Source organism: Ruegeria sp. YKSE079 (assembly GCF_059612845.1).
In genome coordinates this window covers 16,870-42,775 of the sequence record NZ_JBXWRJ010000029.1, presented here as the reverse complement: position 1 = coordinate 42,775, position 25,906 = coordinate 16,870, and the positions used below count along the sequence as shown (strand labels likewise).

Annotated in this window: 27 protein-coding genes; 17 read left to right on the top strand and 10 right to left on the bottom strand. The window is 58.3% G+C overall.

Annotation, left to right across the window (positions count from 1 at the left end):
* Window positions 1-27: 27 nt before the first annotated feature.
* Window positions 28-1,203 (bottom strand): acetyl-CoA C-acyltransferase family protein, encoded by a 1,176-nt coding sequence (locus AC2FMY_RS20335; protein WP_496807963.1) that lies wholly within the window; start codon window positions 1,201-1,203, stop codon window positions 28-30.
* 115 nt (window positions 1,204-1,318) lie between these two features.
* Here AC2FMY_RS20335 and AC2FMY_RS20330 point away from each other — a divergent pair, with 115 nt between their 5' ends.
* Window positions 1,319-1,885 (top strand): helix-turn-helix domain-containing protein, encoded by a 567-nt coding sequence (locus tag AC2FMY_RS20330; RefSeq protein ID WP_480748947.1) that lies wholly within the window; start codon window positions 1,319-1,321, stop codon window positions 1,883-1,885.
* Window positions 1,886-1,928: 43 nt separating this feature from the next.
* Here AC2FMY_RS20330 and AC2FMY_RS20325 read toward each other — a convergent pair whose 3' ends face one another.
* On the bottom strand, window positions 1,929-2,222 hold the full coding sequence (locus tag AC2FMY_RS20325) for a hypothetical protein (RefSeq protein WP_480748946.1): 294 nt from the start codon (window positions 2,220-2,222) through the stop codon (window positions 1,929-1,931).
* Between the two features lie 101 nt (window positions 2,223-2,323).
* Here AC2FMY_RS20325 and AC2FMY_RS20320 point away from each other — a divergent pair, with 101 nt between their 5' ends.
* The 3 genes from AC2FMY_RS20320 (at window position 2,324) to tdh (ending at window position 4,915) form a co-directional block, all read left to right on the top strand.
* Window positions 2,324-2,560, top strand: coding sequence for a sulfotransferase (locus AC2FMY_RS20320; protein WP_496807962.1), 237 nt, complete (start codon window positions 2,324-2,326; stop codon window positions 2,558-2,560).
* A gap of 127 nt (window positions 2,561-2,687) precedes the next feature.
* Window positions 2,688-3,872 carry a glycine C-acetyltransferase gene (locus AC2FMY_RS20315; RefSeq protein WP_480748944.1) on the top strand — a complete coding sequence of 395 codons (1,185 nt, stop codon included), beginning with the start codon at window positions 2,688-2,690 and terminating at the stop codon, window positions 3,870-3,872.
* Between the two features lie 14 nt (window positions 3,873-3,886).
* On the top strand, window positions 3,887-4,915 hold the full coding sequence (gene tdh / locus AC2FMY_RS20310; protein ID WP_496745414.1) for an L-threonine 3-dehydrogenase: 1,029 nt from the start codon (window positions 3,887-3,889) through the stop codon (window positions 4,913-4,915).
* A 168-nt stretch (window positions 4,916-5,083) separates the two neighbouring features.
* Here the strand turns inward: tdh and AC2FMY_RS20305 are convergent, their stop codons facing one another.
* The gene (locus AC2FMY_RS20305; protein WP_496745386.1) at window positions 5,084-6,148 is read right to left on the bottom strand and encodes a peptidoglycan-binding domain-containing protein; all 1,065 of its coding nucleotides are present in this window, start codon (window positions 6,146-6,148) and stop codon (window positions 5,084-5,086) included.
* A 153-nt stretch (window positions 6,149-6,301) separates the two neighbouring features.
* On the opposite strand from AC2FMY_RS20305, the gene rlmN reads away from it, so the two are divergent.
* Together rlmN and AC2FMY_RS20295 are read left to right on the top strand one after the other, a co-directional pair.
* Window positions 6,302-7,486, top strand: a complete 1,185-nt coding sequence (gene rlmN / locus AC2FMY_RS20300) for a dual-specificity RNA methyltransferase RlmN (protein WP_496745384.1) — start codon at window positions 6,302-6,304, stop codon at window positions 7,484-7,486.
* A gap of 79 nt (window positions 7,487-7,565) precedes the next feature.
* Complete coding sequence (locus AC2FMY_RS20295; RefSeq protein WP_496745382.1) at window positions 7,566-7,949, top strand: hypothetical protein; 384 nt, start codon at window positions 7,566-7,568, stop codon at window positions 7,947-7,949.
* Window positions 7,950-7,955: 6 nt separating this feature from the next.
* Here the strand turns inward: AC2FMY_RS20295 and AC2FMY_RS20290 are convergent, their stop codons facing one another.
* Window positions 7,956-9,074, bottom strand: a complete 1,119-nt coding sequence (locus AC2FMY_RS20290; protein WP_496745380.1) for a cystathionine gamma-lyase — start codon at window positions 9,072-9,074, stop codon at window positions 7,956-7,958.
* Between the two features lie 160 nt (window positions 9,075-9,234).
* Between AC2FMY_RS20290 and AC2FMY_RS20285 the strand changes: the two genes are divergently transcribed.
* Window positions 9,235-9,444: a hypothetical protein gene (locus tag AC2FMY_RS20285; RefSeq protein ID WP_496745378.1), complete on the top strand. Its 210-nt coding sequence runs from the start codon at window positions 9,235-9,237 to the stop codon at window positions 9,442-9,444.
* Window positions 9,445-9,450: 6 nt separating this feature from the next.
* Here the strand turns inward: AC2FMY_RS20285 and AC2FMY_RS20280 are convergent, their stop codons facing one another.
* Together AC2FMY_RS20280 and AC2FMY_RS20275 are read right to left on the bottom strand one after the other, a co-directional pair.
* Window positions 9,451-9,738, bottom strand: a complete 288-nt coding sequence (locus AC2FMY_RS20280) for a hypothetical protein (RefSeq protein ID WP_496745376.1) — start codon at window positions 9,736-9,738, stop codon at window positions 9,451-9,453.
* A 48-nt stretch (window positions 9,739-9,786) separates the two neighbouring features.
* A complete protein-coding gene (locus AC2FMY_RS20275) occupies window positions 9,787-10,632 on the bottom strand; it encodes an LOG family protein (RefSeq protein WP_480748937.1) in 846 nt (281 codons plus the stop codon).
* 89 nt (window positions 10,633-10,721) lie between these two features.
* Here AC2FMY_RS20275 and AC2FMY_RS20270 point away from each other — a divergent pair, with 89 nt between their 5' ends.
* The 6 genes from AC2FMY_RS20270 to AC2FMY_RS20245 all read left to right on the top strand — a co-directional run bounded on the left by AC2FMY_RS20270 (window position 10,722) and on the right by AC2FMY_RS20245 (window position 15,341).
* Entirely contained in the window at window positions 10,722-11,639 is a 918-nt protein-coding gene (locus tag AC2FMY_RS20270) for a threonine/serine dehydratase (protein WP_496807961.1), read from the top strand.
* A 44-nt stretch (window positions 11,640-11,683) separates the two neighbouring features.
* Window positions 11,684-12,283: a GntR family transcriptional regulator gene (locus AC2FMY_RS20265; RefSeq protein WP_480748935.1), complete on the top strand. Its 600-nt coding sequence runs from the start codon at window positions 11,684-11,686 to the stop codon at window positions 12,281-12,283.
* Between the two features lie 121 nt (window positions 12,284-12,404).
* Window positions 12,405-12,992 (top strand): biotin transporter BioY, encoded by a 588-nt coding sequence (locus AC2FMY_RS20260; protein ID WP_496807960.1) that lies wholly within the window; start codon window positions 12,405-12,407, stop codon window positions 12,990-12,992.
* Window positions 12,985-13,950 carry a biotin synthase BioB gene (gene bioB, locus AC2FMY_RS20255; protein WP_480748933.1) on the top strand — a complete coding sequence of 322 codons (966 nt, stop codon included), beginning with the start codon at window positions 12,985-12,987 and terminating at the stop codon, window positions 13,948-13,950. The genes AC2FMY_RS20260 and bioB overlap by 8 nt, the downstream gene beginning before the upstream one ends.
* A gap of 92 nt (window positions 13,951-14,042) precedes the next feature.
* Window positions 14,043-14,870 carry a 2,3,4,5-tetrahydropyridine-2,6-dicarboxylate N-succinyltransferase gene (gene dapD, locus AC2FMY_RS20250; RefSeq protein WP_496745370.1) on the top strand — a complete coding sequence of 276 codons (828 nt, stop codon included), beginning with the start codon at window positions 14,043-14,045 and terminating at the stop codon, window positions 14,868-14,870.
* A 126-nt stretch (window positions 14,871-14,996) separates the two neighbouring features.
* Window positions 14,997-15,341: a DUF8846 family protein gene (locus AC2FMY_RS20245; protein WP_480748931.1), complete on the top strand. Its 345-nt coding sequence runs from the start codon at window positions 14,997-14,999 to the stop codon at window positions 15,339-15,341.
* Window positions 15,342-15,344: 3 nt separating this feature from the next.
* Here the strand turns inward: AC2FMY_RS20245 and AC2FMY_RS20240 are convergent, their stop codons facing one another.
* The gene (locus AC2FMY_RS20240) at window positions 15,345-16,400 is read right to left on the bottom strand and encodes a transporter substrate-binding domain-containing protein (protein ID WP_496745368.1); all 1,056 of its coding nucleotides are present in this window, start codon (window positions 16,398-16,400) and stop codon (window positions 15,345-15,347) included.
* 209 nt (window positions 16,401-16,609) lie between these two features.
* Here AC2FMY_RS20240 and dapE point away from each other — a divergent pair, with 209 nt between their 5' ends.
* The 4 genes from dapE to AC2FMY_RS20220 all read left to right on the top strand — a co-directional run bounded on the left by dapE (window position 16,610) and on the right by AC2FMY_RS20220 (window position 22,180).
* On the top strand, window positions 16,610-17,755 hold the full coding sequence (dapE, locus tag AC2FMY_RS20235; protein WP_496807959.1) for a succinyl-diaminopimelate desuccinylase: 1,146 nt from the start codon (window positions 16,610-16,612) through the stop codon (window positions 17,753-17,755).
* A 3-nt stretch (window positions 17,756-17,758) separates the two neighbouring features.
* The gene (locus tag AC2FMY_RS20230) at window positions 17,759-18,370 is read left to right on the top strand and encodes a TIGR04282 family arsenosugar biosynthesis glycosyltransferase (RefSeq protein WP_496745364.1); all 612 of its coding nucleotides are present in this window, start codon (window positions 17,759-17,761) and stop codon (window positions 18,368-18,370) included.
* A gap of 31 nt (window positions 18,371-18,401) precedes the next feature.
* Window positions 18,402-20,660 (top strand): ribonuclease R, encoded by a 2,259-nt coding sequence (gene rnr / locus AC2FMY_RS20225; RefSeq protein WP_496745362.1) that lies wholly within the window; start codon window positions 18,402-18,404, stop codon window positions 20,658-20,660.
* A 200-nt stretch (window positions 20,661-20,860) separates the two neighbouring features.
* On the top strand, window positions 20,861-22,180 hold the full coding sequence (locus AC2FMY_RS20220; RefSeq protein ID WP_496745361.1) for a lytic murein transglycosylase: 1,320 nt from the start codon (window positions 20,861-20,863) through the stop codon (window positions 22,178-22,180).
* A gap of 25 nt (window positions 22,181-22,205) precedes the next feature.
* Here the strand turns inward: AC2FMY_RS20220 and AC2FMY_RS20215 are convergent, their stop codons facing one another.
* The 3 genes from AC2FMY_RS20215 to AC2FMY_RS20205 form a co-directional block, all read right to left on the bottom strand.
* Complete coding sequence (locus AC2FMY_RS20215; RefSeq protein WP_496807958.1) at window positions 22,206-23,381, bottom strand: ABC transporter permease; 1,176 nt, start codon at window positions 23,379-23,381, stop codon at window positions 22,206-22,208.
* 6 nt (window positions 23,382-23,387) lie between these two features.
* Window positions 23,388-24,659: an ABC transporter permease gene (locus AC2FMY_RS20210; RefSeq protein WP_496745357.1), complete on the bottom strand. Its 1,272-nt coding sequence runs from the start codon at window positions 24,657-24,659 to the stop codon at window positions 23,388-23,390.
* 112 nt (window positions 24,660-24,771) lie between these two features.
* A complete protein-coding gene (locus AC2FMY_RS20205) occupies window positions 24,772-25,875 on the bottom strand; it encodes an extracellular solute-binding protein (protein WP_480748923.1) in 1,104 nt (367 codons plus the stop codon).
* Window positions 25,876-25,906: the final 31 nt, after the last annotated feature.

The window sequence follows — 25,906 nt, the reverse complement described above, 5'->3', positions numbered from 1 at the left end:
GGCTTGGCGCCCCCGGCGTTTCTTGCATCAAAGCCGCTCGATGGCGAGGGCAATTCCCTGACCGCCGCCGATGCACATGGTGATCAGCGCCTTGGAACCGCCGGTGCGTTCCAGCTCATAAAGCGCCTTGACGGTGATGATCGCACCGGTCGCCCCGACCGGATGGCCCAGCGCGATCGCGCCACCGTTGGGATTCACTATGGCCGGGTCCAGGCCAAGCTCCTTGTTCACGGCCACGGCCTGCGCTGCGAATGCCTCGTTGCTTTCGATCACGTCGAAATCGCTGACTGACAATCCGGTTTTGGCTAAAAGGTTCTGAACCGCAGGCACCGGTCCGATGCCCATCACTTCGGGACGTACGCCCGCAAGGGCATAGCCCAGAATGCGCGCCTTGGGTTTCAATCCCGCCTTTTCGGCAGCACCCGCCGTCGCCAGCACCAGTGCCGCCGCGCCGTCATTGATGCCCGAAGCATTCCCCGCCGTCACCCTGCCATCCTTCTTGAACACGGCTTTCAGACCGGCCAGAGCCTCGGCAGTGGTTGCCTTGGGATGTTCGTCGACCTTGAAATCGACCATGTCGCGTTTGACCTTGACCTGCACCGGCGCGATCTGGCTGTCGAAATAACCGGCTTCGATTGCGGCAGCGGCGCGGGTCTGGCTGGTCAGCGCAAATGCATCCATCTGTTCGCGGCTGACCTGATGTTCATCGGCGACATTCTCGGCGGTGACACCCATATGCCCTGTCCCGAACGGGCAGTTCAGCGCCCCCAGCATCATGTCCAGCGATTTCACGTCACCCATTTTCGCGCCCCAGCGGGCCTGTGTCATGAGGAACGGGCTGCGCGACATGCTTTCCGCTCCGCCGGCAAGCGCGAAATCGGCGTCGCCCACCATCAGGGCCTGCGCCGACGACACGATGGCCTGAGCACCCGACCCGCACAACCGGTTCACGTTCATCGCCGGTGTGCCGTTCGGAATGCCCGCCTGCATTGCAGCGACGCGGGATAAATACATGTCGCGCGGCTCGGTATTGATCACATGGCCGAACACGACATGGCCAATCTGCGCCCCCTCGACGCCCGCGCGTTCCAGCGCCGCCTCGGTCGCGACGGTGGCGAGGTCAATTGGGGCGGTCGAGGCCAGCGCCCCGCCAAATGTGCCGATGGCGGTGCGTGCGCCATCCAGGATTACGATGTCGGTCATGTCTCACTCCTCTCGATTCCGCGCCATTATGCACCTGCAGCATTGCCCTGTCTCATGGGACGTACCGTCACAGCCTGAATTGACAAATGACGCTCAAGGGCGCACAGAATCCGCAATGACGGAAAATACTGACGATATACTGACGCGCCTTCCTGCCCGCCTGAAAGAGGCCCGGCGCGCCCAAGGCCTGTCGCTGGAGGCCGTGGCCAATCTCAGCGGTGTGTCCCGGTCGATGGTCAGCCAGATCGAGCGGGGCGAAAGCAGCCCGACCATCGCGACGCTGTGGAACCTGACACGTGCCCTACAGGTCGATTTCGCGGGATTGCTGGAAGAGACCGATGCAAGCGATCAGATCGAAGTGCTGCGCCACACTGACGTTCCCAGCATCGACAACATGGGGCAGGGGTGCCGCATCAAGATCCTGTCCCCACCCGAAGAGGCCGGCGGGCACGAAGTTTATGACATCTTCTTTGAAGCGGGGGGCAGTTTGCGCAGCCAACCGCATTCACGCGGGTGCCGCGAGCAGCTTACGGTTCTTGATGGGATCGTGACCGTCAAGTCCGGTACTGCAGATCAGAAGCTGGCCGCCGGAGACACGGCGAGATACGCGGCGGATGTTCCCCATTCGATAACGTCGGTCGATGGGCCTGCACGCGTCTTTCTGATCGTGAAAACCGGCTAGAGGTTGTCCGGTCGCTCCGTGTCGGGAAGCGACCGGCAAAAGGTTACTTGCCGCGGTCACCATCGCGGTTGGAAACCTGACCAGCACCTGCGACGCCGCTTTGGCTGCCGACATTGCCCCAACCACCATTGCCGCCGCCACTGACGGCCGAGGCAGTTCCCTTGCCCGGCCCGCCCAGCGCATCGCCAAGCGTGGCGTTGCCGCCGGATACCGACGCCGCCATTCCCTGTGCCAACCCGCTGTTGCCGTTGCCGGTGTTGCCCTGACCGGGACCTGCAAAGGCGATCGGGACGATCATCATGGTAACCGCTGCGGCAGATAGTACGACTTTCAACATTTCATTGTCTCCCTGACTAACAATGCAGTTTCTACGCAGCTGTATGCCTTCCGGATCAAAATTTATTGGGAATGCTTCGGAGTGCGCCAGGTTTTCCTCAAATGGAAATTCGCCAAAAATCGCGCGATATTAAGGCCTTGCATGCCACCAATGTGCTCAAAGCGCATGCCGAGGAAGTGCGCGATACCATCCCTGCGGATCGGCTGTTGGTCTATGAAACCTGCGGCGGTTGGGAGCTGGTGGGCAATTTCCTGGATGTTGGAAATCGTGGCGACCTCTGTCCCCGCACGAACAGCACCAAACAGTTTCAGGAAGACGGCGCGGTATCAAGGCAATAGCGTTCCGTGTTGATGACAAGCACCAAAGCATATTCCGTTATCCGGGAAAATTTTCCGCGATATCGAATTCTCTTATTTCGGAATCAAATCCGTTATGATAGACAGCACGAAAGCGAAGGAGGATTCGATGTCCCAAGATTTCCTGACCCATGTCACCGACACGCTCGCCCAGATCGAGGCCGAAGGGCTTTACAAGCGCGAGCGAATGATCACCTCGCCCCAGGGCGGCGAGATCACGGTTGGCGGGCGTCAGGTCATCAACCTGTGCGCCAACAACTATCTGGGGCTTGCCGATCATCCGGATCTGATTGCCGCCGCCAAAGGCGCGATGGAACCGCGCGGGTTCGGCATGGCCTCGGTCCGGTTCATTTGCGGCACGCAGGATATTCACCGTGAGTTGGAGCAGCGCCTGGCAAAATTCCTGAACAAGGACGACGCGATCCTGTTCGCCGCCTGTTTCGACGCAAATGGCGGCTTGTTCGAACCCCTCCTGGGTCCCGAGGATGCCATCATCTCGGACAGTCTCAACCACGCCTCGATCATTGATGGCGTGCGGCTGTGCAAGGCCAGGCGCTATCGCTACCTGAACAATGACATGAACGACCTCGAAGCCTGGCTGAAACAGGCGCGGGCGGATGGTGTGCGGCATATCATGATTGCCACCGACGGCGTGTTCTCGATGGACGGCTACCTCGCCAACCTGCCCGCAATCCGGGCGCTGGCCGACAAATACGATGCGGTGGTGATGGTCGATGACTGCCACGCCACCGGCTTCATGGGGCCGAACGGTGCGGGCACACCGGACCATTTCGGCGTTGATGTGGACATTCTGACGGGAACCTTGGGCAAGGCACTTGGGGGGGCAATCGGCGGCTACATCGCCGGGCCGCAGCCAGTGATTGACCTGCTGCGGCAGCGGGCGCGGCCCTATCTGTTCTCAAACTCGCTGCCGCCTGCCATCGTCGCCGCCGGATTGGAAGCGATCCGTCTGGTCGAAGAGGGCGACATGCTGCGCTCAAAACTTTTCGGCAATGCCAAGTACTGGCGCACAGGTTTGGAAAAGCTGGGTTTCGACCTGCTGCCGGGCGAGCACCCGATCATTCCGGTCATGCTGGGCGAGGCCACGCTGGCACAGGACATGGCCGCGCGGCTGTTTGACGAGGGCGTTTATGTCTCGGGCTTCTTCTTTCCCGTCGTGCCGCGGGGTCAGGCGCGGATCAGGACCCAGATGAATGCGGCGCTGACCAGGGACGAACTTGACCGGGCACTGGCGGCCTTTGGCAAGGTGGGCAAAGAACTGGGGGTAATCTGATGCGACCCAATACAATGAAAGCCCTGGAAAAATCCAAGCCCGAGGAAGGGCTGTGGATGGTGCAGGCCCCGGTGCCCGAGATCGGCCCGGATGAGGTGCTGATCAGAATAAACAAGACCGGCATCTGCGGCACCGACATCCATATCTGGAACTGGGATGAGTGGGCCGCGCACACGGTTCCGGTACCGATGATCACCGGCCATGAATTCGCGGGCGAGATCGTCGAGCTTGGCCGCAATGTCACCGATCTGAAAATCGGCCAGCGCTGCTCGGGCGAGGGGCACCTGATCAAGACCGACAGCCGTCAAAGCCGGGCCGGCAAATTCCACCTCGACCCCGGCACGCGCGGGATCGGGGTGAACGAACAGGGCGCCTTTGCCGAATACCTCAAACTTCCCGCCTTCAACGTGGTACCGCTCCCCGATGACATCCCGGACGAGATCGGCGCGATCCTCGATCCCCTTGGCAACGCCGTCCACACCGCGCTGAGTTTTGATTTGTTGGGAGAGGATGTGCTGATCACCGGCGCGGGCCCCATCGGCATCATGGCCGCCGCCGTCGCACGCCACGCGGGCGCCCGTCACGTGGTGATCACCGACATCAACCCCGACCGTCTGAATCTGGCGAAACACGTGGTTCCGTCCGTCAGAACGGTCGATGTGACCAACGAAGACCTGCGCGACGTGATCCACCAGCTTGGCATGAGCCAGGGTTTCGACGTGGGGTTGGAAATGTCAGGCTCGCAGGCGGCGCTGGATCAGATGGTCGAGTCGCTGGTGATGGGCGGCAAGATCGCTTTGCTGGGCATCCCGCCGGGCAAATCCCCGGTGGACTGGAGCCGCATCGTGTTCAAGGCGATCACCATCAAGGGCGTCTATGGCCGCGAAATGTTCGAGACCTGGTACAAGATGATTGCCATGCTGCAAAACGGCCTCGACGTCAGCCGCGTCATAACCCACCGGTTCAAGGTCGACGAATTCCGTCAGGGCTTTGCCGCCATGAAATCCGGACTGTCCGGCAAGGTCGTGCTGGACTGGACCTGACAGACAGCGGCTGTGACCATTGCTTAGGCCGTCTCTCTGGCTGAGCAGGCCATGGACCTCTTTTTTGAATGGTGCGGTCAGTTGCCAGAGCAGCACCGACTTTGAAAAACGGCGAGGTTGGCCTCAATCATTGCCGTGATTCGCAAGCATCAATGTGTCGCCACCCTCTCAGGCCTTCTTCCACTTGGCTCTGGTTGTTTCCTTGATCGGCCACTCGCATTTCTTCAGATCAAAGTGATGACAGGCGACCTTGCCGCTGTTGGTTTCGCGCAGGTGATTCAGACAGGTGGCCAGGGCCGCAATCATCCGTTTGTCGGTTGTCAAAGCCACATCAACGGCGCTGCCGGTCAGGTGGTACGAGACCTGTTTCCAGTCGGCCTTCTTCATCATCGTTTCAATAAAGGCCTTCTCGTCACCGCGCTGCCGGATGCCGTCCAACTCTTCCCTTAGCTTCTGGTTTCTGGCCAGATAGTAGTAGTAATTGCCGCGCTTCAGATGCCCGTTCCAACCTTTGTACATGCACTCGGCCTGATATTTCTTTGACCGCAGGCCGGACACAACAAGGATGGGCTTGTCGTAAAAGGCGGAAACCTCGTTGAGAACATCCAAAAGCCGTTTCTTCACGCCCTTGGTCTTGCCGGTCACCTTGCCCTTGGCCTTGGGTTCCGGTTTCTTTTCCGCTTCCTTGGCGGCAACCTTGGCCTCGTCCGCCGCCTTTTTCTGCGCCTCCTTGATCACCTTGTCCGCGATCTTTTTGGCGTCTTCGGGTGTGGCTTCGGCCTTTTTTTCGAACAGGTTCAGAAAGTCGTCATACAGCTCATCGGCATAGGATTCGACCTTGTCAAAGATGTCGCCCCAAATGCTCTTTTCCAGCTTTTCGGACTTTGCCGCCTTTTCGGCGTTCTTGACCGCCTGTTTCAGCGCGCTTTTCTTGGCTTCGACCTTGGCCTGTTCCACCTTTTTGGCATTGGCCTTGGCTTTGGCCGGACCCGCAACAAGCGTCTTGATCGTCGTCTTGCCCGGCGAAATGACATAGTCGGGTTTGAACTTGCACACCCTGAGTTGAAATGCCCCGATCGCGGCCGCAGTCTTCTTGCCGTATTTTCCGTCAACTTTCAGTTTTGGAAACCCGGCGGCCTGAGCAAACGGATTCAACAGGGTCTGAACCTGTTTGACATCCTCGGAATCGTTCGCCTTGTTCTTACCCACAGGCGCCGAAATACCTTTGGCCATGTCCCCCTCCGCCATAAGTATTATGTTCAGAATAGCTCAAAAAAGAGATTCGTGAAAACACGCCCCTTGTCGCGCTGCGCGAAACCTTTTGATCTTTGCCGACTTTCCTATATAGAGGCGCATTCCGTTCCAGAATCCGCCGAGTCCCTGCCCATGTCCGCCAAAGCGCCGATCACTCATGACGTCCTGACCATCCCCCGCAAGCTGCCTGCCGAGGGGAAGGTCAATATTGTGGGCCTCACCCGCGACCGGCTGCGCGAGGTTCTGATCGAACATGGCACGCCCGAGAAACAGGCCAAGATGCGGGTCAACCAGATCTGGCAATGGATTTATCAATGGGGCGTGCGCGACTTTGCCGAGATGACGAACCTCGCCAAGGCCTATCGCGCGCAACTGGCCGAGGCGTTCGTGATCGAAATCCCCGAGGTGGTGACCCGCAAGGTGTCCGAGGACGGCACCCGCAAATATCTCGTCCGCATCGCTGGCGGGCACGAGGTCGAGGTGGTCTATATCCCCGAAGAAGATCGCGGCACGTTGTGCATTTCCTCGCAGGTCGGGTGTACGTTGACTTGTACATTTTGCCACACAGGCACTCAGAAACTGGTACGAAATCTCACATCCGCGGAAATTGTGGGTCAGATCATGATGGCGCGCGACGATCTTGAGGAGTGGCCGACACCGGGTGAACCCAAGAACGAAACCCGCCTTTTGTCCAATATTGTACTAATGGGAATGGGCGAGCCGCTTTACAATTTCGACAACGTCCGCGACGCGATGAAGATCGCGATGGACCCCGAAGGCATCTCTTTGTCCCGTCGCCGCATTACCCTGTCGACCTCCGGCGTGGTGCCGGAAATCGCGCGCACCGCGGTTGAAATCGGCTGTCTGCTGGCGATCTCGTTTCACGCCACAACAGACGATACCCGCGACATGCTGGTGCCGATCAACAAGCGTTGGAATATAGAAGAATTGCTGGGCGCACTGGCCTGCTATCCCAAGGCATCCAACTCGGAGCGTATTACCTTTGAATACGTGATGCTGGACGGAGTGAATGACACGGACGAAGACGCCCGCCGCCTGATCGCGCACATCAAACGCCACAACATTCCGGCCAAAATCAACCTGATCCCGTTCAACGAATGGCCCGGTGCCCCCTACAAGCGAAGCTCGAACAACCGCATCCGGGCGTTTGCAAACATCATCTACCAGGCCGGATATGCCTCACCCATCCGTACGCCCCGTGGCGAGGATATCATGGCCGCCTGCGGTCAGCTGAAATCCGCAACCGAACGCGAGCGCAAGTCGCGCAAACAGATCGAGTCCGAAGCGGGCCTTTGAAAAACAAGATGAAATTGATCTGATCCCGGTCTAGGCTCGTATTCAATATCAACAAGGATTGATTGCGAGGGATTTACTCATGTCACGACGTCTCATGTCGGCCGTTGCCTTGCTTGTCGGCAACGCCGTTGGTCTTTTGCTGGCCGCAGCCATTCTTGCGGGCTTTTCCATCGCGCCGCTGTCCTTCATCGTCGTGGTGGTCATATTTACGCTTGTACAAGTGATCGCCGAACCCCTGATCGCAAAGGTCAGCGAAAAAAACGTGCCAGCTCTCAAGGGCGGTATCGCGCTGGTCGTGATCTTCGTCGGGCTGCTGATCACCGATTTCATTGCCGCCGGGTTGACGATTGGCGGAGTATCGAACCTGCTGGCCGCCACTTTGCTTGTCTGGCTTGGAGCACTGATCGCGGGGATTCTGCTACCGATCTTCGTGTTTAAGGAACTGCGTGAACAGAAAAAATAGGAGGTCTCAATGCAACCCGTCGAGGGATACCCTGACCGCCTGCCACAATTCCTCTGCCGGTTCGCAACCGACCGAAAGCCGAACAAAGCCCGGGTCAACTGCATCACCCCAGCGCGCGCGCCTCTCTGCGGATGTGTGCACTCCGCCGAATGACGTGGCTGGCCGGATCAGAGCGCAGTCATTGATGAACTGTTCGGCCTTGGCCTCGCTTTCCAGAGTGACCGACAACAGGAACCCGAACCGTCTGGTCTGAGTGCTGGCCAGATTGTGCGACGGGTCCTGTGGCAGGCCCGGATAGCGGATCCGTCGGATAGCCGGGTGTTCGGCAAGTTTTCCGGCCAGCAGCCCTGCCGTTTCGCACATCCGTTCAAACCGAACATCCAGCGTTTCCAGCCCCCGGTGCAGCAGCCAGGATTCCTGCGGGCCGGGGATCGCGCCGGACACTCTCCGCCATTCTTCGACGGATTCCATGAAATCTGCATTTCGACTGGCGACATGCCCCATCAGTACGTCCGAATGCCCCCCCATCGCCTTGGTGTCCGAGGACACCACTACGTCGATCCCCAGATCCAGCGGACGCTGTCCAAGCGGTGTCAAAGTCGTATTGTCGGCAATGGTAATGCCTCCCAAAGCGCGAACATCCCGGGCGATAGCCGCCAGATCGACCATATCCAGACCGGGGTTGGACGGGCTTTCTACAAACACAACATCAAACCCTTCAAATCCGCCATCGGCAAAGCTCATGGTTGGACGCTCGATCACTGTGACGCCCAGTTTGGCCAGGAAACGGTCGGCCAAAAGCCGGGTCACATAGTAGCCATCCGAAGGAATCAGCACCCGGTGCCCGGCCTTGACCACGGCAAACAGGGCTGCTGAAATCGCGCCCATGCCTGAAGGAAAGCACACACATGGTGCGCCTTCGAGATGCGCCAGCACATGTTCCAGATGTTCCCATGTCGCATTGTTGACGCGGCCGTATCCTGGAAACCCGTCAGGTGTTCCAGGCAAATGGTACATGCTGCTTTGTACCAGCGGCAGGGCAACAGGGTCGCCCTTGCCTAGCGTGTTGCCGCGAAGGTGGAGCATTTCGCCCAATTTCAGGCCATCCGACACTGATTTGTACATGGCTTTTACCCCTTCGACGATCACGTTCGAACCGCCATAGCATTCAAATTGTGGCCGTGGAAGCACAAGAAATGCCTAAGACTCACCTAAAATCCGGTGAATTTCCGCCCTGTTGAACAATTAGTTTCCATTCAGGGGTCAATGCCATGGAGGGGAAGAAATGGCGCAGGCTAATATTGAAAGAACGGGGATCGAGGCGGGCGTTCTGGACCTGCTTCAGCGTGAGCGGGCGAAGTCGCTGAGCGCGCGGGAATGGAAATTCCGGCTGGCAGGTTTCGGCTATGCGATCAAGGATGTGAAAGGCAAACAGGTTGTGACAAGGCTGCCTGGTGGCGATGAACTTGGGGTTCTTCCGTCGGAACTGCACTAAGCGGTTTCAGACCGAAACCACAGCTGGGCCATTGAATGCGCGCGTCATCACGCCGCCTTCGGTCGCAATGGTATCCTTGCGCATGTGTTCGACTGACTCGCGCACGCGGTTCCATGTGCCTTCGTCCGGATAAACCATTACGATCAGTCCTTCGGTGGGGCTGATCCTGACAAGGTGGCCACTGCTGGCGCCCATCGCCTTGAGTTGGCTGAGCTTTTCTTTGGCCGTCGCAAGCAACGCGCTTTCATCGAGGGTGTCGTCGTAACTCCAGTTGGAAACCGTTACATAAGACATGAGCTCCTCCCTTGGATGCGGTCGAAGCACAGTTTACCACGATTCCCGCTATCTCCCGGGAATTGAATCGCGCGCTGGCGCCGGTTCCCAGTTTTCGATGATGTGCACCGCCTCTTGAGCGGTGTCGACAAAACGGAACAGGTCCAGATCCTCGTCCGATATCGTGCCCGCATCCGCGAGCGCCTCCCAGTTGATGACTTTTTCCCAGAACGCCCGGCCAAACAGCAGGAAGGGTACCCGTTCCATGCGCCCGGTCTGGATCAGCGTCAGCGACTCAAACAGTTCGTCCATCGTGCCGAAGCCACCGGGGAAGATTGTGATCGCACGGGCGCGCATCAGGAAATGCATCTTGCGGATGGCAAAGTAATGGAAGTTGAAGCTGAGTTCCGGAGTCACGAACAGGTTCGGCGCCTGTTCGTGGGGAAGTACGATGTTCAACCCAATAGAACAGCCGCCTGCCTCATGCGCGCCACGATTGCCGGCTTCCATCACGCCTGGTCCGCCACCAGTGACAATCACGTTTTCGCGGCCGCCGCTTTCCTTGGATTTCTCGGTCATCAACCTGGCAAACTCCCGGGCCTCGTCGTAGTATTGAGACAGGTTTGCCAAGGTTTGCGTGCGTGCTGTGTGCTTTTTTGATGGTTCAGGAATGCGCGCGCCGCCAAACATGACAATGGTCGAGCTGATCTGGCGCTCTGCCATCAACATTTCGGGTTTCAGCAACTCAAGCTGCAGACGCACCGGGCGCAGTTCGTCACGGCAGAGAAAGTCGTCATCCGCAAAGGCCAGCTTGTAGGCAGGTGAACGGGTTTGCGGCGTATCCGGAACCTCGCTCGCGGTCGAACGGTCAGTATGGGCGTCGCGGAACGGGCTCAGACGGTGGTCTTCTCTCATTGCTGGGGTATCCCTGCTTGCGTGTTTGTGAAACAGCTATAGGTTTCCCGGACAGAGCGCCAGTACCGCCCCGTGACAAGGATGTGAAAATGGATTGGAAGGCAGAGATTTCAACGGCAACCCAACGGGTTGTCGGCCACGTTCAGGAAACACCGGTGATGCGGGTTGGCGGGTTCGGATTGGACTATCCTGTCGAGTTGAAGTTGGAGCACATGCAGCACACAGGAAGTTTCAAAGCGCGGGGGGCATTCAACACGCTTTTGAGTTGCAGTGTGCCGGCGGCCGGAGTTGTTGCGGCATCGGGCGGCAATCACGGTGCTGCCGCTGCATATGCCGCGCGGACGCTAGGTTATCCGGCGAAAATCTTTGTGCCAGAGATGGCAGGACCATCGAAAATTGCCTTGATCGAAGGGATTGGTGCGGACCTGACTGTGGTGCCCGGCGAATACGCCAATGCATTGGAATTGGCCCGCGAGCATGAAAGGGCAAGCGGTGCGATGCAGATCCACGCCTATGACGCACAGATGACCGTTGCAGGGCAGGGCACCTGTTTTGCCGAATGGGACGCGCAGGGACTGCAGGCGGATACGGTTCTGATTGCGGTCGGCGGCGGCGGGCTGATTTCCGGTGCCTTGGGCTGGTTTCAAGGCGCGCGCAAGGTCGTGGCGGTTGAGCCCGAGACGTCTTGCGCCCTGCATGCCGCGCAGACGGCGGGTGAACCGGTGGATGTCGAGGTTTCGGGGATTGCTGCCAATGCGCTGGGCGCGCGCCGGATTGGCGATATCTGTTTTGGTTTGGCGCGGGGAATCGAAACCGTACTGGTTTCGGATGCGGCCATTGAGCGGGCGCAAGGGGCGCTGTGGCAAGAGCGGCGAATACTGGTCGAACCAGCGGGAGCGACGGCGCTGGCGGCGTTGATGTCGGGTGTTTATCGACCTGAGCCTGGTGAAAGAATGGCGGTTCTGATCTGCGGTGGAAATATCGCGCCTGACCCGTTTTTATCCTGAATTATCGCCTTGAGCATGAGCTTTGCGGGTTTTATCTATAATTCATGACCGCAACGATTGCCGACAAGATTTATGACCGCCTCAGCCGGCAAATCATCACCGGCACGTTGCCTGCGGGTGAAAAGTTGCGGCAGGATCATATCGCGCGCGCCTATGAGACCAGCCACGTTCCGGTGCGCGAGGCATTGCTGAGGCTTGAGGCGCACGGGTTGGCAGAAAGCGAGCCGCGCCGCGGTATGCGTGTGACCGCCTTGAACCCTGCTGAAGTGCGCGAAGTGATCGAGATGCGGGTGGCGCTGGAATCGCTGGCGCTGCAGCATTCGGTTCAAAACATGACACCGACCGCGATCAAGGCGGCAGACGAGGCGCGGGCGGCGTGCGACGAGGCGAAGGATATGCCAACTTGGGAAGCGCGAAATCGCGCCTTTCACCGCTCGGTTCTGACACCCTGTGCCATGCCAAGGCTGCTGCATGCCATTGATGACCTGCATATTGCCAATGCTCGTCATATGTTCGCGCAATGGCGTCAGAAATGGGCGCAGAGAACGGACGCCGATCATGCGGCAATCATTCAGGCGTTGAAGCGTCGGGATGCTCCTTCGGCGATCTCGGTTCTTACCAAACACATTCGCCGTGCCCGGTAGTTAATTAAAATCATTTATAACAACACGTTATGATGTGACTTTTTGTGCCTTGATAATTTATAGATAAAAAATGTAATCCTATTTAAAGTATAGAAATTAAATCTATAAAATGGAGCGATGTATGAAACCCTCTCACCAAGCCGCCCTTCCTTCTTTTGGAGCGTTGAGCCTGTCCGGTCAGGCTCTGCGCATAGCCGTGGGCGTTCTTCTGTTGACACTCAGCGCCAAGGTGCAAGTTCCGTTCTGGCCCGTGCCGATGACGCTCCAGGTAGCCGCGGTCATGGCAATAGCCGCCGCTTACGGTGCTCGTTTGGGAACCGCCACGCTGGTTGGATATCTTGTTGCGGGGGCCGCCGGCTTCCCCGTATTCGCGGGAACCCCGGAAAAGGGCATCGGTCTGGCTTACATGTTCGGTGGCACCGGCGGATACCTGTTGGGCTTTGTTGTGGCGGCCGCGATGGTCGGCTGGGCTGCCGGCAATCTGCGCAGGTTATTTCTGTGGCCCGCTATGCTGTTGGGGTTGGGCGTGGTTTATGGGTTTGGGTTGGCTTGGCTCGCGCAGTTTGTGCCGTCGGATAAGGTGCTGGCCTACGGCTTTACTCCCTTTGTCGCGGGCGATCTGGTCAAAATCACGCTGGCAGCTATCATTGTTCTGGGGCTCCCCGGCGGCCTGATGGCCAAAATTCGCGGGACCAAATCGGATGCTTGATCAGGGCCAAACCCTCCGCAGCGATTGGTCGGTGGACGAGGTGGAGGCGCTGTTGCGCCTTCCCTTGCTGGACTTGGTGGGGCGCGCGAATGCGGTTCACCGTATTCATCACGACCCCGAAGACATTCAAAAAGCCAGCCTGCTATCGATCAAGACCGGTGGCTGTCCCGAGGATTGTGCCTATTGCCCGCAATCGGCGCATCACCGAGAGGTCGAGTTGACCAAGGAAAGACTGATGAACCCGGAGCAGGTTTTGTCGCTTGCCAAACGAGCCAAGGAGGCCGGGGCAGAACGGTTTTGCATGGGTGCGGCCTGGAGACAGGTCCGCGACGGAGAAGAGTTCGACAATGTGCTGGAGATGGTCTCGGGTGTGCGTGCGCTGGGTATGGAGGCCTGCGTGACCTTGGGTATGCTGAAGCAGCATCAGGCCAATCGGCTCGCCAACGCTGGATTGACCGCCTACAATCACAACCTTGACACATCGCCGGAGTTCTATGGCGCGATCATCGGGACGCGAACCTATCAGGACCGACTGGAAACTCTGTCCTATTGCCGGGACGCAGGCATCGACCTGTGTTGCGGTGGCATCATCGGAATGGGCGAAAGCCTGCGTGATCGCGCCTCGATGCTGCAGGTTCTGGCGACCTTCAACCCGCATCCGGAAAGCGTTCCGATTAATGCGCTGATCCCGATCGAGGGCACACCGCTGGCGCATCGCAAAAAGGTCGGAATCTTTGATCTGGTGCGCATGGTGGCAACCGCCCGGGTCATCATGCCCAAGGCGCGCGTGCGCCTGTCTGCAGGGCGGTCTGAATTCTCAACGGCCGAACAAGCGCTGTGTTTCCTGGCTGGCGCGAACTCGGTCTTTTATGGGGATGTTTTGCTGACCGCCCCCAACGCGGGAACTGGCAACGACCGCGAAATGTTTGCGGCGTTGGGCGCCCTTGGCGACGACTGACGCAAAGGGGCCAATGAGCGTCGCATTGCGTCTTGGCCCCTGCTTGCTTATAGGCCACACCAACGTGACGAGATTCTGCAGGGAGTAGACCCATGTCCAACGCGCAGCTGGAAGCCGCCATCGAAGCCGCCTGGGAGGCGCGCGACACCGTCACGCCGTCCACCGGCGGCGAAACCCGTGAAGCCATTGAGGCCACGCTGAACGCGCTGGACAGCGGCAACCTGCGCGTGGCCGAGAAGATGGAAAACGGCGACTGGCACGTGAACCAGTGGGCCAAGAAGGCCGTGCTGCTGGGGTTCCGGCTGAAAGACATGGAGCAACAGGATGGCGGCCCGCAGGGCGGCCATTGGTGGGACAAGGTCGACAGTAAGTTCAAGGGCTGGGGCGACAATGAGTGGACCGCCGCCGGGTTCCGGGCAGTGCCAAACTGCATCGTGCGTAAATCGGCCTATATCGCGCCGGGTGTGGTGCTGATGCCGTCGTTTGTAAACCTCGGCGCTTATGTCGACAGCGGCACCATGGTGGACACTTGGGCCACCGTCGGGTCTTGCGCCCAGATCGGCAAGAACGTGCACCTGTCGGGAGGTGTCGGCATCGGCGGCGTGCTGGAACCGATGCAGGCGGGTCCGACCATTATCGAGGACAACTGCTTTATCGGGGCACGTTCGGAAGTGGTCGAGGGCTGCATCGTGCGCGAAGGCTCGGTCCTGGGCATGGGGGTGTTCATCGGCAAGTCGACCAAGATCGTCGACCGCGACTCCGGCGAAGTGATGTATGGTGAAGTGCCGCCTTATTCGGTGGTGGTTGCAGGCTCGATGCCATCTAAGAATGGGATCAACCTGTATTGCGCCGTGATCGTGAAACGGGTGGACGAAAAGACCCGCTCGAAAACCGGTATAAATGAGTTGTTGCGCGACTGAACTGGCCGTCACCAAGGGAGTTAATGGGCCACCAAGAAAGGTGCGCAACAGGATTTCAGACTGCCGACTTGCCTGCCTTGAGCGGATTCGGTTGACCGGTCAATGCCGCAAGGGTAAGGCGGCTGCATGGAAAAGAAAAAGAAGGCATCGCGCCAGCAGGTTTATACGCTGCTGGTCCAGATCGGTCGCAAGGAAGGCGATGGGCTGCCCAAAGATGCAACTGGAGCGGCTCTGATGTGCTATGCCAGCGGCGTGGACGAGGCAGAGGCGGTGCGCGAGACGGTCGCGATCCTCAAGCAAGCCGATACTGCCCCGCTGGACGTTACCGGTTACGGAACCTTGGAAGAGCGTGAGGCGGAAGGTCACGAGATCGACGCTGAAGAGCGTGCCTTGATGCAGAGGGCGCTGGAAGAAAACGCAGTGATCGTGGCGCAGATGACGCCGTTTTACGACGAGGTCGGACAGATCTGACGGTCAGTTCCTGACACCGAACCACTTGCGATAGATCTTGTCATAGGTGCCGTCTTCGCGCAGCGCCAAAAGTGCCTGATTGACGTCTTCGACCAGCGGAGAGCCAGACGGGAAAGCGATCCCGTAATTCTCCCTCAGGAACACATTACCGGCCATCGTAGCCTTCTTGCGTCCATCATGGGTGGCATAATATGACAGAATGGGCGCATCGAACACAACCGCATCCAGTTCCCCTTCCTCGAAATCAGCCAGCAACGGCGTCAACCCGTCGTAACCCGCATACTCAAGTTCGCGTCGTTCGAGAAAACTCGCGGCGGTGGAGTTGCTGATCGTTCCGACCCGTTTGCCATACAGATCGTTGATCGAATTTACTGCGCCGCTGATGGCATCGACGGTCATGACCGAAGTGATCTTGGCGGTGAAAACCGAAACAATAAAGAGGGAAGAGACGACCAGTATCACGCCAAAAACCCGGCCGAATGCAGTTCTCGGCACACGTTCCTCGAACCCGCCATTCACCACTAGGTTCAACGCCCACCAGAACGAGGGAAACCAGGCCTCGTGCAGTTTGCGATCGAAATAGGGTTGAGCGCGTCGCTCAAAATACCACATTACCATTCCACCGCCCAAGAGAACGCCGAACGCCAACCCAATGGCAATGAACAGTTCTCGGACCAGCAATGCATTGAGCAGCGAAGGGCTGCGCGCGGCATCGGACGGCACCATTATCTGCAAGCCCGCCTCGAATATCGGCTGGCTGAAATCCATTCGCGTTTCGCGCGAAGCGGTAATCGAGATATTGGCGATGGCCAGTTCCGCATCGCCCTTTTCGACGGTTTCCAGCATGTCGGAGAATCCGTCGACCCTTTTGATGGTGTAGGCAGCATTAAGCGAGCGTGCGAGCGCGTTTAACAGGTCGATGGAAAAACCTGTATCCGCACCATCCTCGATAAATGAAAACGGCGGACGGGTCACTGTCGTGACCGTCAGTGTTTGCGCCTGGCTTTGCTGGGACAGAACCACGATAGTCAGGCATAGTATGGCAAGAAGTGTGCGCATCGCTGTGTATCACCTGTTTGCGGCCCTCTATCGCAATTTGGGTCAGTCGGGCAAGGTTAACGCCAGTTCACTCGGCGTTGTTTTCGGTTTTTTGTGGTAGAATTTGTCGTTTCATCACGCTTTTAGGAATTCCGTGCCCAAGGGTTGGCAATCTGGACGATTCATAGAATGTGTGCTTTTAACCCGAACCCTGAAACGAGAGTGACCCGATGACGCCAACAGACGCAGTACAACTGACAGCCGAACTGATCCGCTGCCCTTCGGTGACACCCTACGAAGGTGGCGCTCTGATTCTGTTGGAACGCGTGCTCGCCGAGGCCGGGTTCGTTTGCGTTCGGGTTGACCGCGGCAGCGTTAGCAACCTGTTTGCACGTTGGGGCGACAAGGCGCACGCCCGCAGTTTTGGGTTCAACGGGCACACGGACGTGGTTCCTGTCGGTGACGAGGCAGCGTGGAGTGTCTCTCCATTCGGGGCAGAGATACGGGAGGGAACCTTGTATGGCCGAGGTGCGACAGACATGAAGTCGGGCGTCGCAGCGTTTGTTGCTGCCGCAGTGGATTTCGTGCGGCAGACGCCGCCGGACGGTGCCATTGTCCTGACCATCACCGGAGATGAAGAAGGGGACGCCATAGACGGCACAACCGCACTGCTGGACTACATGGATCAGGCAGGCGAGCGCATGTCGGCTTGTCTGGTGGGTGAACCGACCTGCCCGGACCACATGGGCGAGATGATCAAAATCGGTCGGCGCGGGTCGATGACAGCATGGTTAACGGTGACCGGAGTGCAGGGGCATTCGGCCTATCCGCACCGGGCCAAGAACCCCCTGCCGGCGATGGCGCGCCTTATGGATCGTCTGGCGAGTCACAAGCTGGATTCCGGAACCGACCATTTCGACCCCTCGACTTTGGCGGTTGTCACGATTGACACTGGAAACTCGGCCACAAATGTCATTCCGGCACAGTGCAAAGCCGCGATCAATATCCGGTTTAATGACCTCCACTCAGGTGCGAGCCTGACTGAATGGCTGCAAGGCGAGACCGATCATGTTGCCGGGGAATTCGGTGTTCAAATCGATGTGAAGGTCAAGATATCGGGCGAGAGTTTCCTGACACCTCCCGGTGAGCTGTCCGATCTAGTTGCAAAAGCCGTAGAGGCCGAAACCGGCATATCGCCCGTTCTGTCAACTACGGGCGGGACCTCGGATGCCCGTTTTGTTATGACCCACTGCCCGGTGGTCGAGTTCGGTCTGGTCGGAAAAACCATGCACCAGGTGGATGAGTGCGTCGAGGTTGCGCAGATTCACCAACTCAAGGCAATCTATGCCCGTATCTTGCGTGACTATTTTTCCTGACCGATGCAGAAAACACTGGTCATCATGGTCAAGGAGCCTCGTCCCGGTCGCGTCAAAACGCGGCTAGGGCAGGACATGGGCATGGTGAGGGCGGCATGGTGGTTTCGGCATCAAACGCGCGCGCTGATCCGGCGGCTGCGCGATCCACGCTGGCGGATCGTATTGGCCGTTGCGCCGGATCGGGAGGGTCTGGCCAGCCGGGTCTGGCCCGCTGATTTGCCGCGATCGCCGCAAGGCTGCGGGGATTTGGGTGCCCGAATGACCCGGCAATTGCGGTCCGTGCAAAACGGCGCCGTCTGCCTGATCGGGGCAGATATTCCAGGCGTTGGGCGTGATCATGTGAGACGTGCATTCGCGGCCCTTGGCGGGGCCGACATGGTCTTTGGCCCGTCAGTTGATGGCGGGTACTGGCTGGTCGGGGCACGGCATGCACGTGTTCTACCGCGGAGCCTGTTTCGGGATGTGAGATGGTCGACCGAGCACGCATTGGCGGATACTCTGGCATCCGTTTCCGGCTGTCGGGTCGCATTGGTGGATCGGCTTAGGGACGTGGACACGTCATCCGATCTGGAAGCGACCATGGTGACCGGGCGGGCTTCGTCGCTTTTGCGATGACGAAGGTTTGCGGTCGTGCTACGGCGGAAACATGACTCGCATTCCTTCCAAGCAGGAGATTCTTGAATGGATCTCGGCGCACCCAACCCTGACCTCGAAACGCGATATCGCCAAGGCCTTTGGGATCAAGGGCTCGGATCGTATTGACCTCAAGCGTGTTCTCAAGGAACTAGAGGTCGAAGGACATCTGGAAAAACGCCGGCGCAGCTATCGCGACCCGGATCGTTTGCCGCCAGTCAGCGTTCTGCAAGTCAAAGCGCCGAACGCCGATGGCGACCTGTTCGCCCGGCCGTTGGAATGGCATGGAGAAGGGGTTGAACCAATCGTGGTGGTCATCCCACGTGCAAGTGACCCGGCGTTGGGCGAAGGCGACCGGATTCTGGCGCGCCTGACTCTTGTACACGAGGAAGATCACAACTATGAGGCGCGCCTCATCCGCCGTATCGGTGCCAATCCGCGCCGAATTGTCGGCATCTTCCGGAAAGGCGCTGAAGGCGGCCGCATTGTTCCTATCGACAAGGCGGGTCAGACCGAGTGGCTGGTGCCGGAAGGGGCCGTGCATGGGGCCAAGGACGGTGAACTGGTCGAGGCTGAACAAGCAGGCCCCAAGAACCGCATGGGACTGCCGCGTGCGCGCATTGTTGAACGATTGGGCGATCCGTCTGCGCCCAAGGCGGTGTCGTTGATCGCCATTCACCAGCATGGCATTCCTGACGATTTTCCGGATGCGGTGATCGAAGAAGCAGACAGCTGCAAACCTGCGGGCCTGGAAGGGCGCGAAGATCTGCGCGACATGCCGCTAGTCACGATCGACCCATCGGATGCGAGGGATCGGGATGACGCCTGCTATGCCCATGCAGATGACGATCCGAAGAATCCCGGCGGACACGTCATCTGGGTCGCTATTGCGGACGTTGCCGCCTATGTCCGACCCGGTACGGCGTTGGACCGAGAAGCCCGAAAGCGCGGCAATTCGAGTTATTTCCCGGATCGCGTAGTGCCCATGCTGCCGGATCGGTTGTCAGGCGATTTGTGTTCGCTGCACGAAGGCGTGCCGCGCGCCTGTATTGCCGTCCGGATGCAGATCGACGCCGATGGCAACAAGCTTGGCCATCGTTTCGTGCGAGGTCTGATGCGCTCGGCGGCCGCGCTGAACTATGCCGAGGTGCAGGACGCGATAGACGGCAATCCGAATGATCGCACAGACCCATTGCTAAGTGACGTTCTGAAGCCGCTCTATTCCGCTTATCATGCGTTGAAAGCGGCTCGCGAGGCGCGGCAGCCGCTGGATCTGGACCTGCCCGAGCGCAAGATCGTGTTGGGGGACAACGGCCATGTCGAAAGCGTTGCCTTCCGGGAACGGCTGGATGCGCACCGACTGATCGAAGAGTTCATGATTCTGGCGAATGTCTCTGCCGCCGAAACCCTGATCGCCAAGCGGCGTCCGCTGCTGTTCCGGGTACATGAGGAACCGGCGCCAGAAAAGCTTGAATCCTTGCGTGAAACCGCTCAGGCTGCAGGGCTGAACCTGGCCAAGGGACAGGTGCTGCAAACCCGGCACTTGAATGCGCTGCTGAATGCGGCGGCGGGAACGGATGAGGCGGAGCTGATCAATCTCAGCACCCTCCGTTCGATGGCGCAGGCTTACTACAGCCCGGAGAATTTTGGCCATTTCGGGTTGGCCCTGCGAAATTACGCGCATTTCACATCCCCGATCCGACGATACTCGGACCTTATTGTGCATCGGGCGCTGATTTCGGCGCATGGGTGGGGCAAAGATGGTCTGACCGAGGATGAAATTGATCGCCTTGAGGAAACCGCAAACCACATATCGGATACCGAGCGCCGGTCTATGATGGCCGAACGTGACACGACAGACCGATATCTTGCAGCCTATCTGAGTGAGCGGGTCGGCAACGAATTCACAGGCCGTATCAGCGGCATAGCGCGCTTTGGGGCGTTTGTTAAGCTTGATGAAACCGGTGCTGACGGGTTGATTCCTGTGCGCTCGCTCGGGCGTGAATTTTTCCATTTCGACCGCGAGGCCGGGACCCTGATGGGCGCCGACACCGGACTGCTGATCGCAATTGGCCAGCGTGTTACGATACGACTGACCGAGGCGATTCCGGTGACCGGCGGGTTGGAGCTGGAATTGCTGTCCATCGACGATCAAGTGGTTCCAAGAGGACGTGGGCCGGCCCGCCGTGGGGTGAAAAGGAAAATCGCCAGTACCAAGCGCAAGAAAGACAAGATCAAGCGAAAGATTGAACGCAAGCGCCGCCAGAGATGAAAAGTAGCTGAAAGAAAAGTCACTGGCAGCGGGAGAACGGCCAAAAAGTTGCAGGGCGGATGAAATTGTCCTTTGTTCTCAGGCGTCGATGCGCGCACGACGTGCGGGCGGCGGAGTTTTGCGAAACAGAACATTGACTGCTTTGTGAAAAGTCGGATTCGCGATACCCTGTTATCGAGCAGATAATCGGGAAATCCGGAATGAAAATGTGCATCAACGGCGTTGCCCTGGCCGCAATTTGGGCAACAGGCGTGTCAGCGGACACATCGCAACAATCGAACCGGCCAAAGGTGCGGGCCGATCAGGCCGTCATTCACTTGGCATCGGCTGACCTTACGACGTCGCTGCGCCCGATTTTGCGCCCGGTCGAAGAGGTAGAGCAAGTGAGTGCAAGTGTGTCGAACGCACGGTTCCAGGCATGGATCGGGGCATTCAAGTTGCGTGCGCGAGATCAGGGCATCAATCATTCGACTCTGGATCGGGCTTTTCAAAGCGTGACATATGACGCGGATGTAGTGAAGCGTGATCGTAACCAATCCGAGTTCACAAAGACGATCTGGGACTATCTGGACAGCGCGGTTTCGGATGTGCGAGTGCAGAATGGTAGAGCAGCACTTGCGAAACACAATGCAACGCTGGAACGGATCGAGGCTAAATACGGTGTCGAAAAAGAAGTCGTATTGGCGATTTGGGGACTGGAAAGTGCCTATGGTTCCTTCAAGGGAAACAACAGCACGATCCGGTCATTGGCGACGCTGGCGTTCGATGCGCGCCGTGCGCAGTTCTTTGAGGCGCAGTTGCTCGCCGCGCTCAGGATTGTTCAGGCAGGGGATGTAGCGCCTTCGGATATGACGGGCAGTTGGGCTGGCGCGATGGGGCATACACAATTCATGCCAACGTCCTATCTGGAACATGCCGTCGATTTCACCGGGGATGGAAAACGAGACATCTGGTCGGACGACCCGTCGGACGCGTTGGCGTCGACGGCGTCATATCTGGCAGGGTTTGGCTGGACCAAGGGACAACCCTGGGGTGTCGAAGTCGTGCTTCCCGAAGGGTTCGACTATTCCAGTGCCAAACGCGACTACACACAGGCGCCGTCGGATTGGGCTGCATTGGGGGTCGTCGGGACCGATGGCAAGTCTGTCGCTGATTTCGGACCTGCGTCAATACTGCTGCCAGCGGGCGGTCAGGGCGCAGCTTTCATGATCTTCGACAATTTCGAAGTGCTCGAACGCTATAATTCCGCCGATGCCTATGTCATTGGCGTAGGGCATCTGGCGGATCGGATCGGAGGCGGTGCCGCGATTCAAGCAAACTGGCCACGTGGAGATCGCGCCCTATCCTTCTCCGAGCGAAAAGAATTGCAACGGCGACTGACGCGGGCCGGGTTCGATACGGAAAAGATTGATGGGCGTATCGGGCCGCTGACCATCAACGCGGTCCGATCCTATCAGTTGGCAGAAGGCCTGTTGCCGGATGGCTATCCTTCGCTGCAGCTATTGAACCGGCTAAGATGAAAAGGGGCCTTTCGGCCCCTTTGTCTTAGGTCGGTGACATGCCTCTGAGCCGTTCCGAGCGGCGCCGCAGCATCTCGACCGTAGTCAACAGACCAATCGAGATCACCACAAGAATTGTCGCGACCGCCAGAATGGTCGGTGAGATTTGTTCGCGCAAGCCGGTGAACATCTGCCAAGGCAGCGTCTTTTGACCGGCGGAGCCTACGAACAGAACCACGACCACTTCGTCGAACGACGTGATGAATGCGAACAATCCGCCGGAAATAACTCCGGGGAGGATCAGAGGCATCTGGATTCGGAAGAAGGTCGTCACCGGCCCCGCACCCATATTCGCGGCTGCCCGAGTTAGCGATCGGTCAAAACCAACCAGCGTGGCCGTCACCGTGATGATGACAAACGGAATGCCAAGGGCCGCATGGGCCAAAACCACGCCGAAATACGTACCTTGCAGGCCGATCCGGCTGTAGAAAAAGTACATGCCAGCAGCCGAGATGATCAACGGCACAATCATCGGGGATATCAGGACCGCCATGATCGCACGCCGGAACGGCACGTGGGGTTGGCTGAGACCAATGGCTGCCAGTGTGCCGAAGCCAACCGAAAGCAGTGTCGCCATAGGAGCAATTTTCAGCGAATTCCAGAGCGCCTGTTGCCAGTCATCGTTTGTGAAGAAGTCCTGATAGTGTTTCAGCGAATAGCCGGCAGGATCAAAGCGCAGCATCTCCGGAGTAAAGGTGAAAAAGTCCTGGGCATTGAAGCTGAGAGGCATCACCACAAGGATCGGAGTGATGAGGAACACGAAAATCGCGCCACAGATCACCCGGAAAGTGTAGTGCCAAAGCACCTGTCCTGGTGTCAGATAGGGGGCCAGATGCGCCCGGTAGCGCGACGTTGCCAGCCAAAAGATGAACCAGCCGGCGAACCAGCCGAACAGGGCGCCGACCACGGCTGCTGATAGACCACCAAGCGCGAAGCCCGCGACAAGAAAGCCTGCAAATATGATCCAGCGCAGCGTTTTTTCCTTGCCGGCCATACCTGCAAGGAAAAATCCCAAGGCAGCAAGAAGCGCCGCGCCGACAACGATGCCGATCACGCCTGATCCCTGCGCTGTGCCGACGAAGAGACCAAAGAAGGCCCCGGCAGCGCCGGCTACGGCGGCAACGAATCCTGGGGTTTGAGGTTGGACGGGTGTTAGTGCCATGATTTCTTACCCCAGCTTCACGTTGTCGATGCCCACGATCTTGTCGTAGGTCCAGTAGAGCAGCAGAACCACCGCCAGCAGGATCGTTCCGAGCGCCGCGGCCAGACCCCAGTTGAGCGAGGACGAGATGTGGAAAGCGATCCGGTTGGAGATGAAGACACCCTTGGTGCCGCCAACGAGTTCGGGCGTGATGTAGTAGCCGATGGCGAGGATGAACACGAGGATCGAACCTGCGCCGATTCCTGGCACCGATTGCGGGAAATAGACCCTCCAGAATGCCGTCCAGTTGGTAGCGCCCAAAGACTTGGCCGCACGCAGATATGACGGGTTGATTGTCTGCATCACTGAATACATCGGCAGGATCATGAATGGCAGCAGGATGTGGGTCATCGCCACGATGGTGCCGAACTGGTTGTTGATCATCACCAATCGCGAGTCATCAGCGACCAGTCCCAGCCAGACCAACGTTTCGTTGATGACGCCCTGTTGCTGCAACATCACTTTCCAGGCAGAGGTACGCACCAATAGCGACGTCCAGAATGGCAACAATACGAGTATCATCAGGATGTTCGCTGTCCGGGTCGGAAGGTTGGCCAGAATCCATGCCACCGGGTAACCCAGAACGATGCAAGCGCCGGTAATCACAAGCGACATGATAAAGGTACGGATGAACAGTGTGATATAGATGCGCTCGTTTTCCGGGCGGGTTTCGACACCATCGTTACCTTTGCGCAGGTCGACAGAGTTCAGGAAATACCCATTGGTTATCTTTGGCGAGTAGGTCTGGATGGTGCGCCAGACTTCGACATCGGCCCACCGGTCGTCGATTTTGAGGAACTGCTCCTTGAAAGGACCATCACTTTCGGTATCCCACTTGCTGACGCGTCGACCAGCTTTTCGAAACAGAGAAGAAATCCCGGGGTTTTCATAGTTCAGACGCGATCCCACGCGGGTATGCAACTTGGCTTCGGCGGCAACCTTCATGTCTACCGCCATTGCGGCGAAAACCGCCTCGTCCGGCGCTTCACCTGTATTCGGGTCCCAATCCCGTAGAGCAACGACAGTATTGGGCAGAGTGTCCGCAACGATATTGTTCTCTACCGAACGGAACAACATGTCCACAATCGGCAGGATGAAGGTCAGCAACACGAAGAGCAGGAGTGGCGCAATCAGCATGAGCGCGCGCATTTTTTGCATTCGCAATGCCCGTGCCAGACTTCGCTTTAGCGGTGTCCCATCAGCGGCCAGAACGCGGCCGGTATGCGTAGTATCGCTCATCTACTTTCCCCGTTGCTTGCTGCCCGTTCACAGCATGAGCGGTCTTGTTTGACCGTCGTTTTTCGTAAATCTGCAAGGAGGCGACGCGCCCCCTTGCAGATTTGGTATTGGCTTACTTCGCCAACCAGGCTTGGAATTTTGCGTTCAGGTCGTCACGGTTGTCTGCCCACCACTCGTAGTCGTAGATATGAGTGTTGGAAGCATTCGCAGGATCGGTCGGCATGTGCGGAGCCATGTCGATTCCCAGTTCTGCGTGCTGGCCAACCAGCGGTGCCGAAGACTTGCGGGCCGGGCCGTAGGAGATGTACTTGGCTTGATCCGCCAGACGCTGAGTATCGGTAGCGAAAAACAGGTAGTCCAGCGCGCGTGCCTTGCGCTCGGGGCTCAGGCCTGCGGGAATGATCCAACCATCAAGGTCGAACGACTGCATGTCCCAAAGCATACCGATCGGCTGCCCCTGTTCGGCAATAGCCGAGAACAAACGACCATTGAAGGTCGATCCCATGACAACTTCGCCGTCGGCCAGGAGCTGTGGGGTTTCCGCACCAGCGGTCCACCAGACCACTTGGTCCTTGATTGTGTCGAGTTTGGCCAGTGCCTGCTCAACGCCTTCGGGCGTGCTGAGCGTGTCATAGATGTCTTCTTTGGCAACACCGTCGCAGTAGAGGGCCCATTCCATGTTGTCGATCGGGCGTTTCTGCAGCGAACGCTTGCCCGGATACTTTTCAAGGTCAAAGACGTCGCAGACGGTGGTCGGCGGAGTATCCCCAACCAAGTCGGTGCGATAGCCGAAAGTTGTCGAATAGACGATCTGCGGAACAAAGCAGTCGGAAACGATCAGTTCGCCAAAGTCCTCAGTTGCCGGCGTCCCATCGGGAGCCGCGGCGAGAATCGCATCGTGATCCAGTTCTTCCGCCAAGCCTTCGTCGCAAAGGCGCATGGCGTCCGATGCCACGACGTCAACGACGTCCCAGGTGACATTGCCGGCTTCGTTCATTGCCCGGAGCTTTGCGACTGCTTCGGCCGAGCTTTCGTCGTTGATGATCTTGACGCCGGTCTTTTCCGAGTACGGAGTGTGATAGGCGTTCTGCTGCGAGGCAGAATACGCGCCGCCCCAGGACACGATGGTCATTTCATCGGCCATGTCCTGCGCAATCGCGGCAGGAGCAATGAGTGCCGTCGTAGCAACCAGAGTAGAGAGTTGCGAAAGTTTCATGTTTATCTTTCTCCTTGTTGAACTTGGTTCT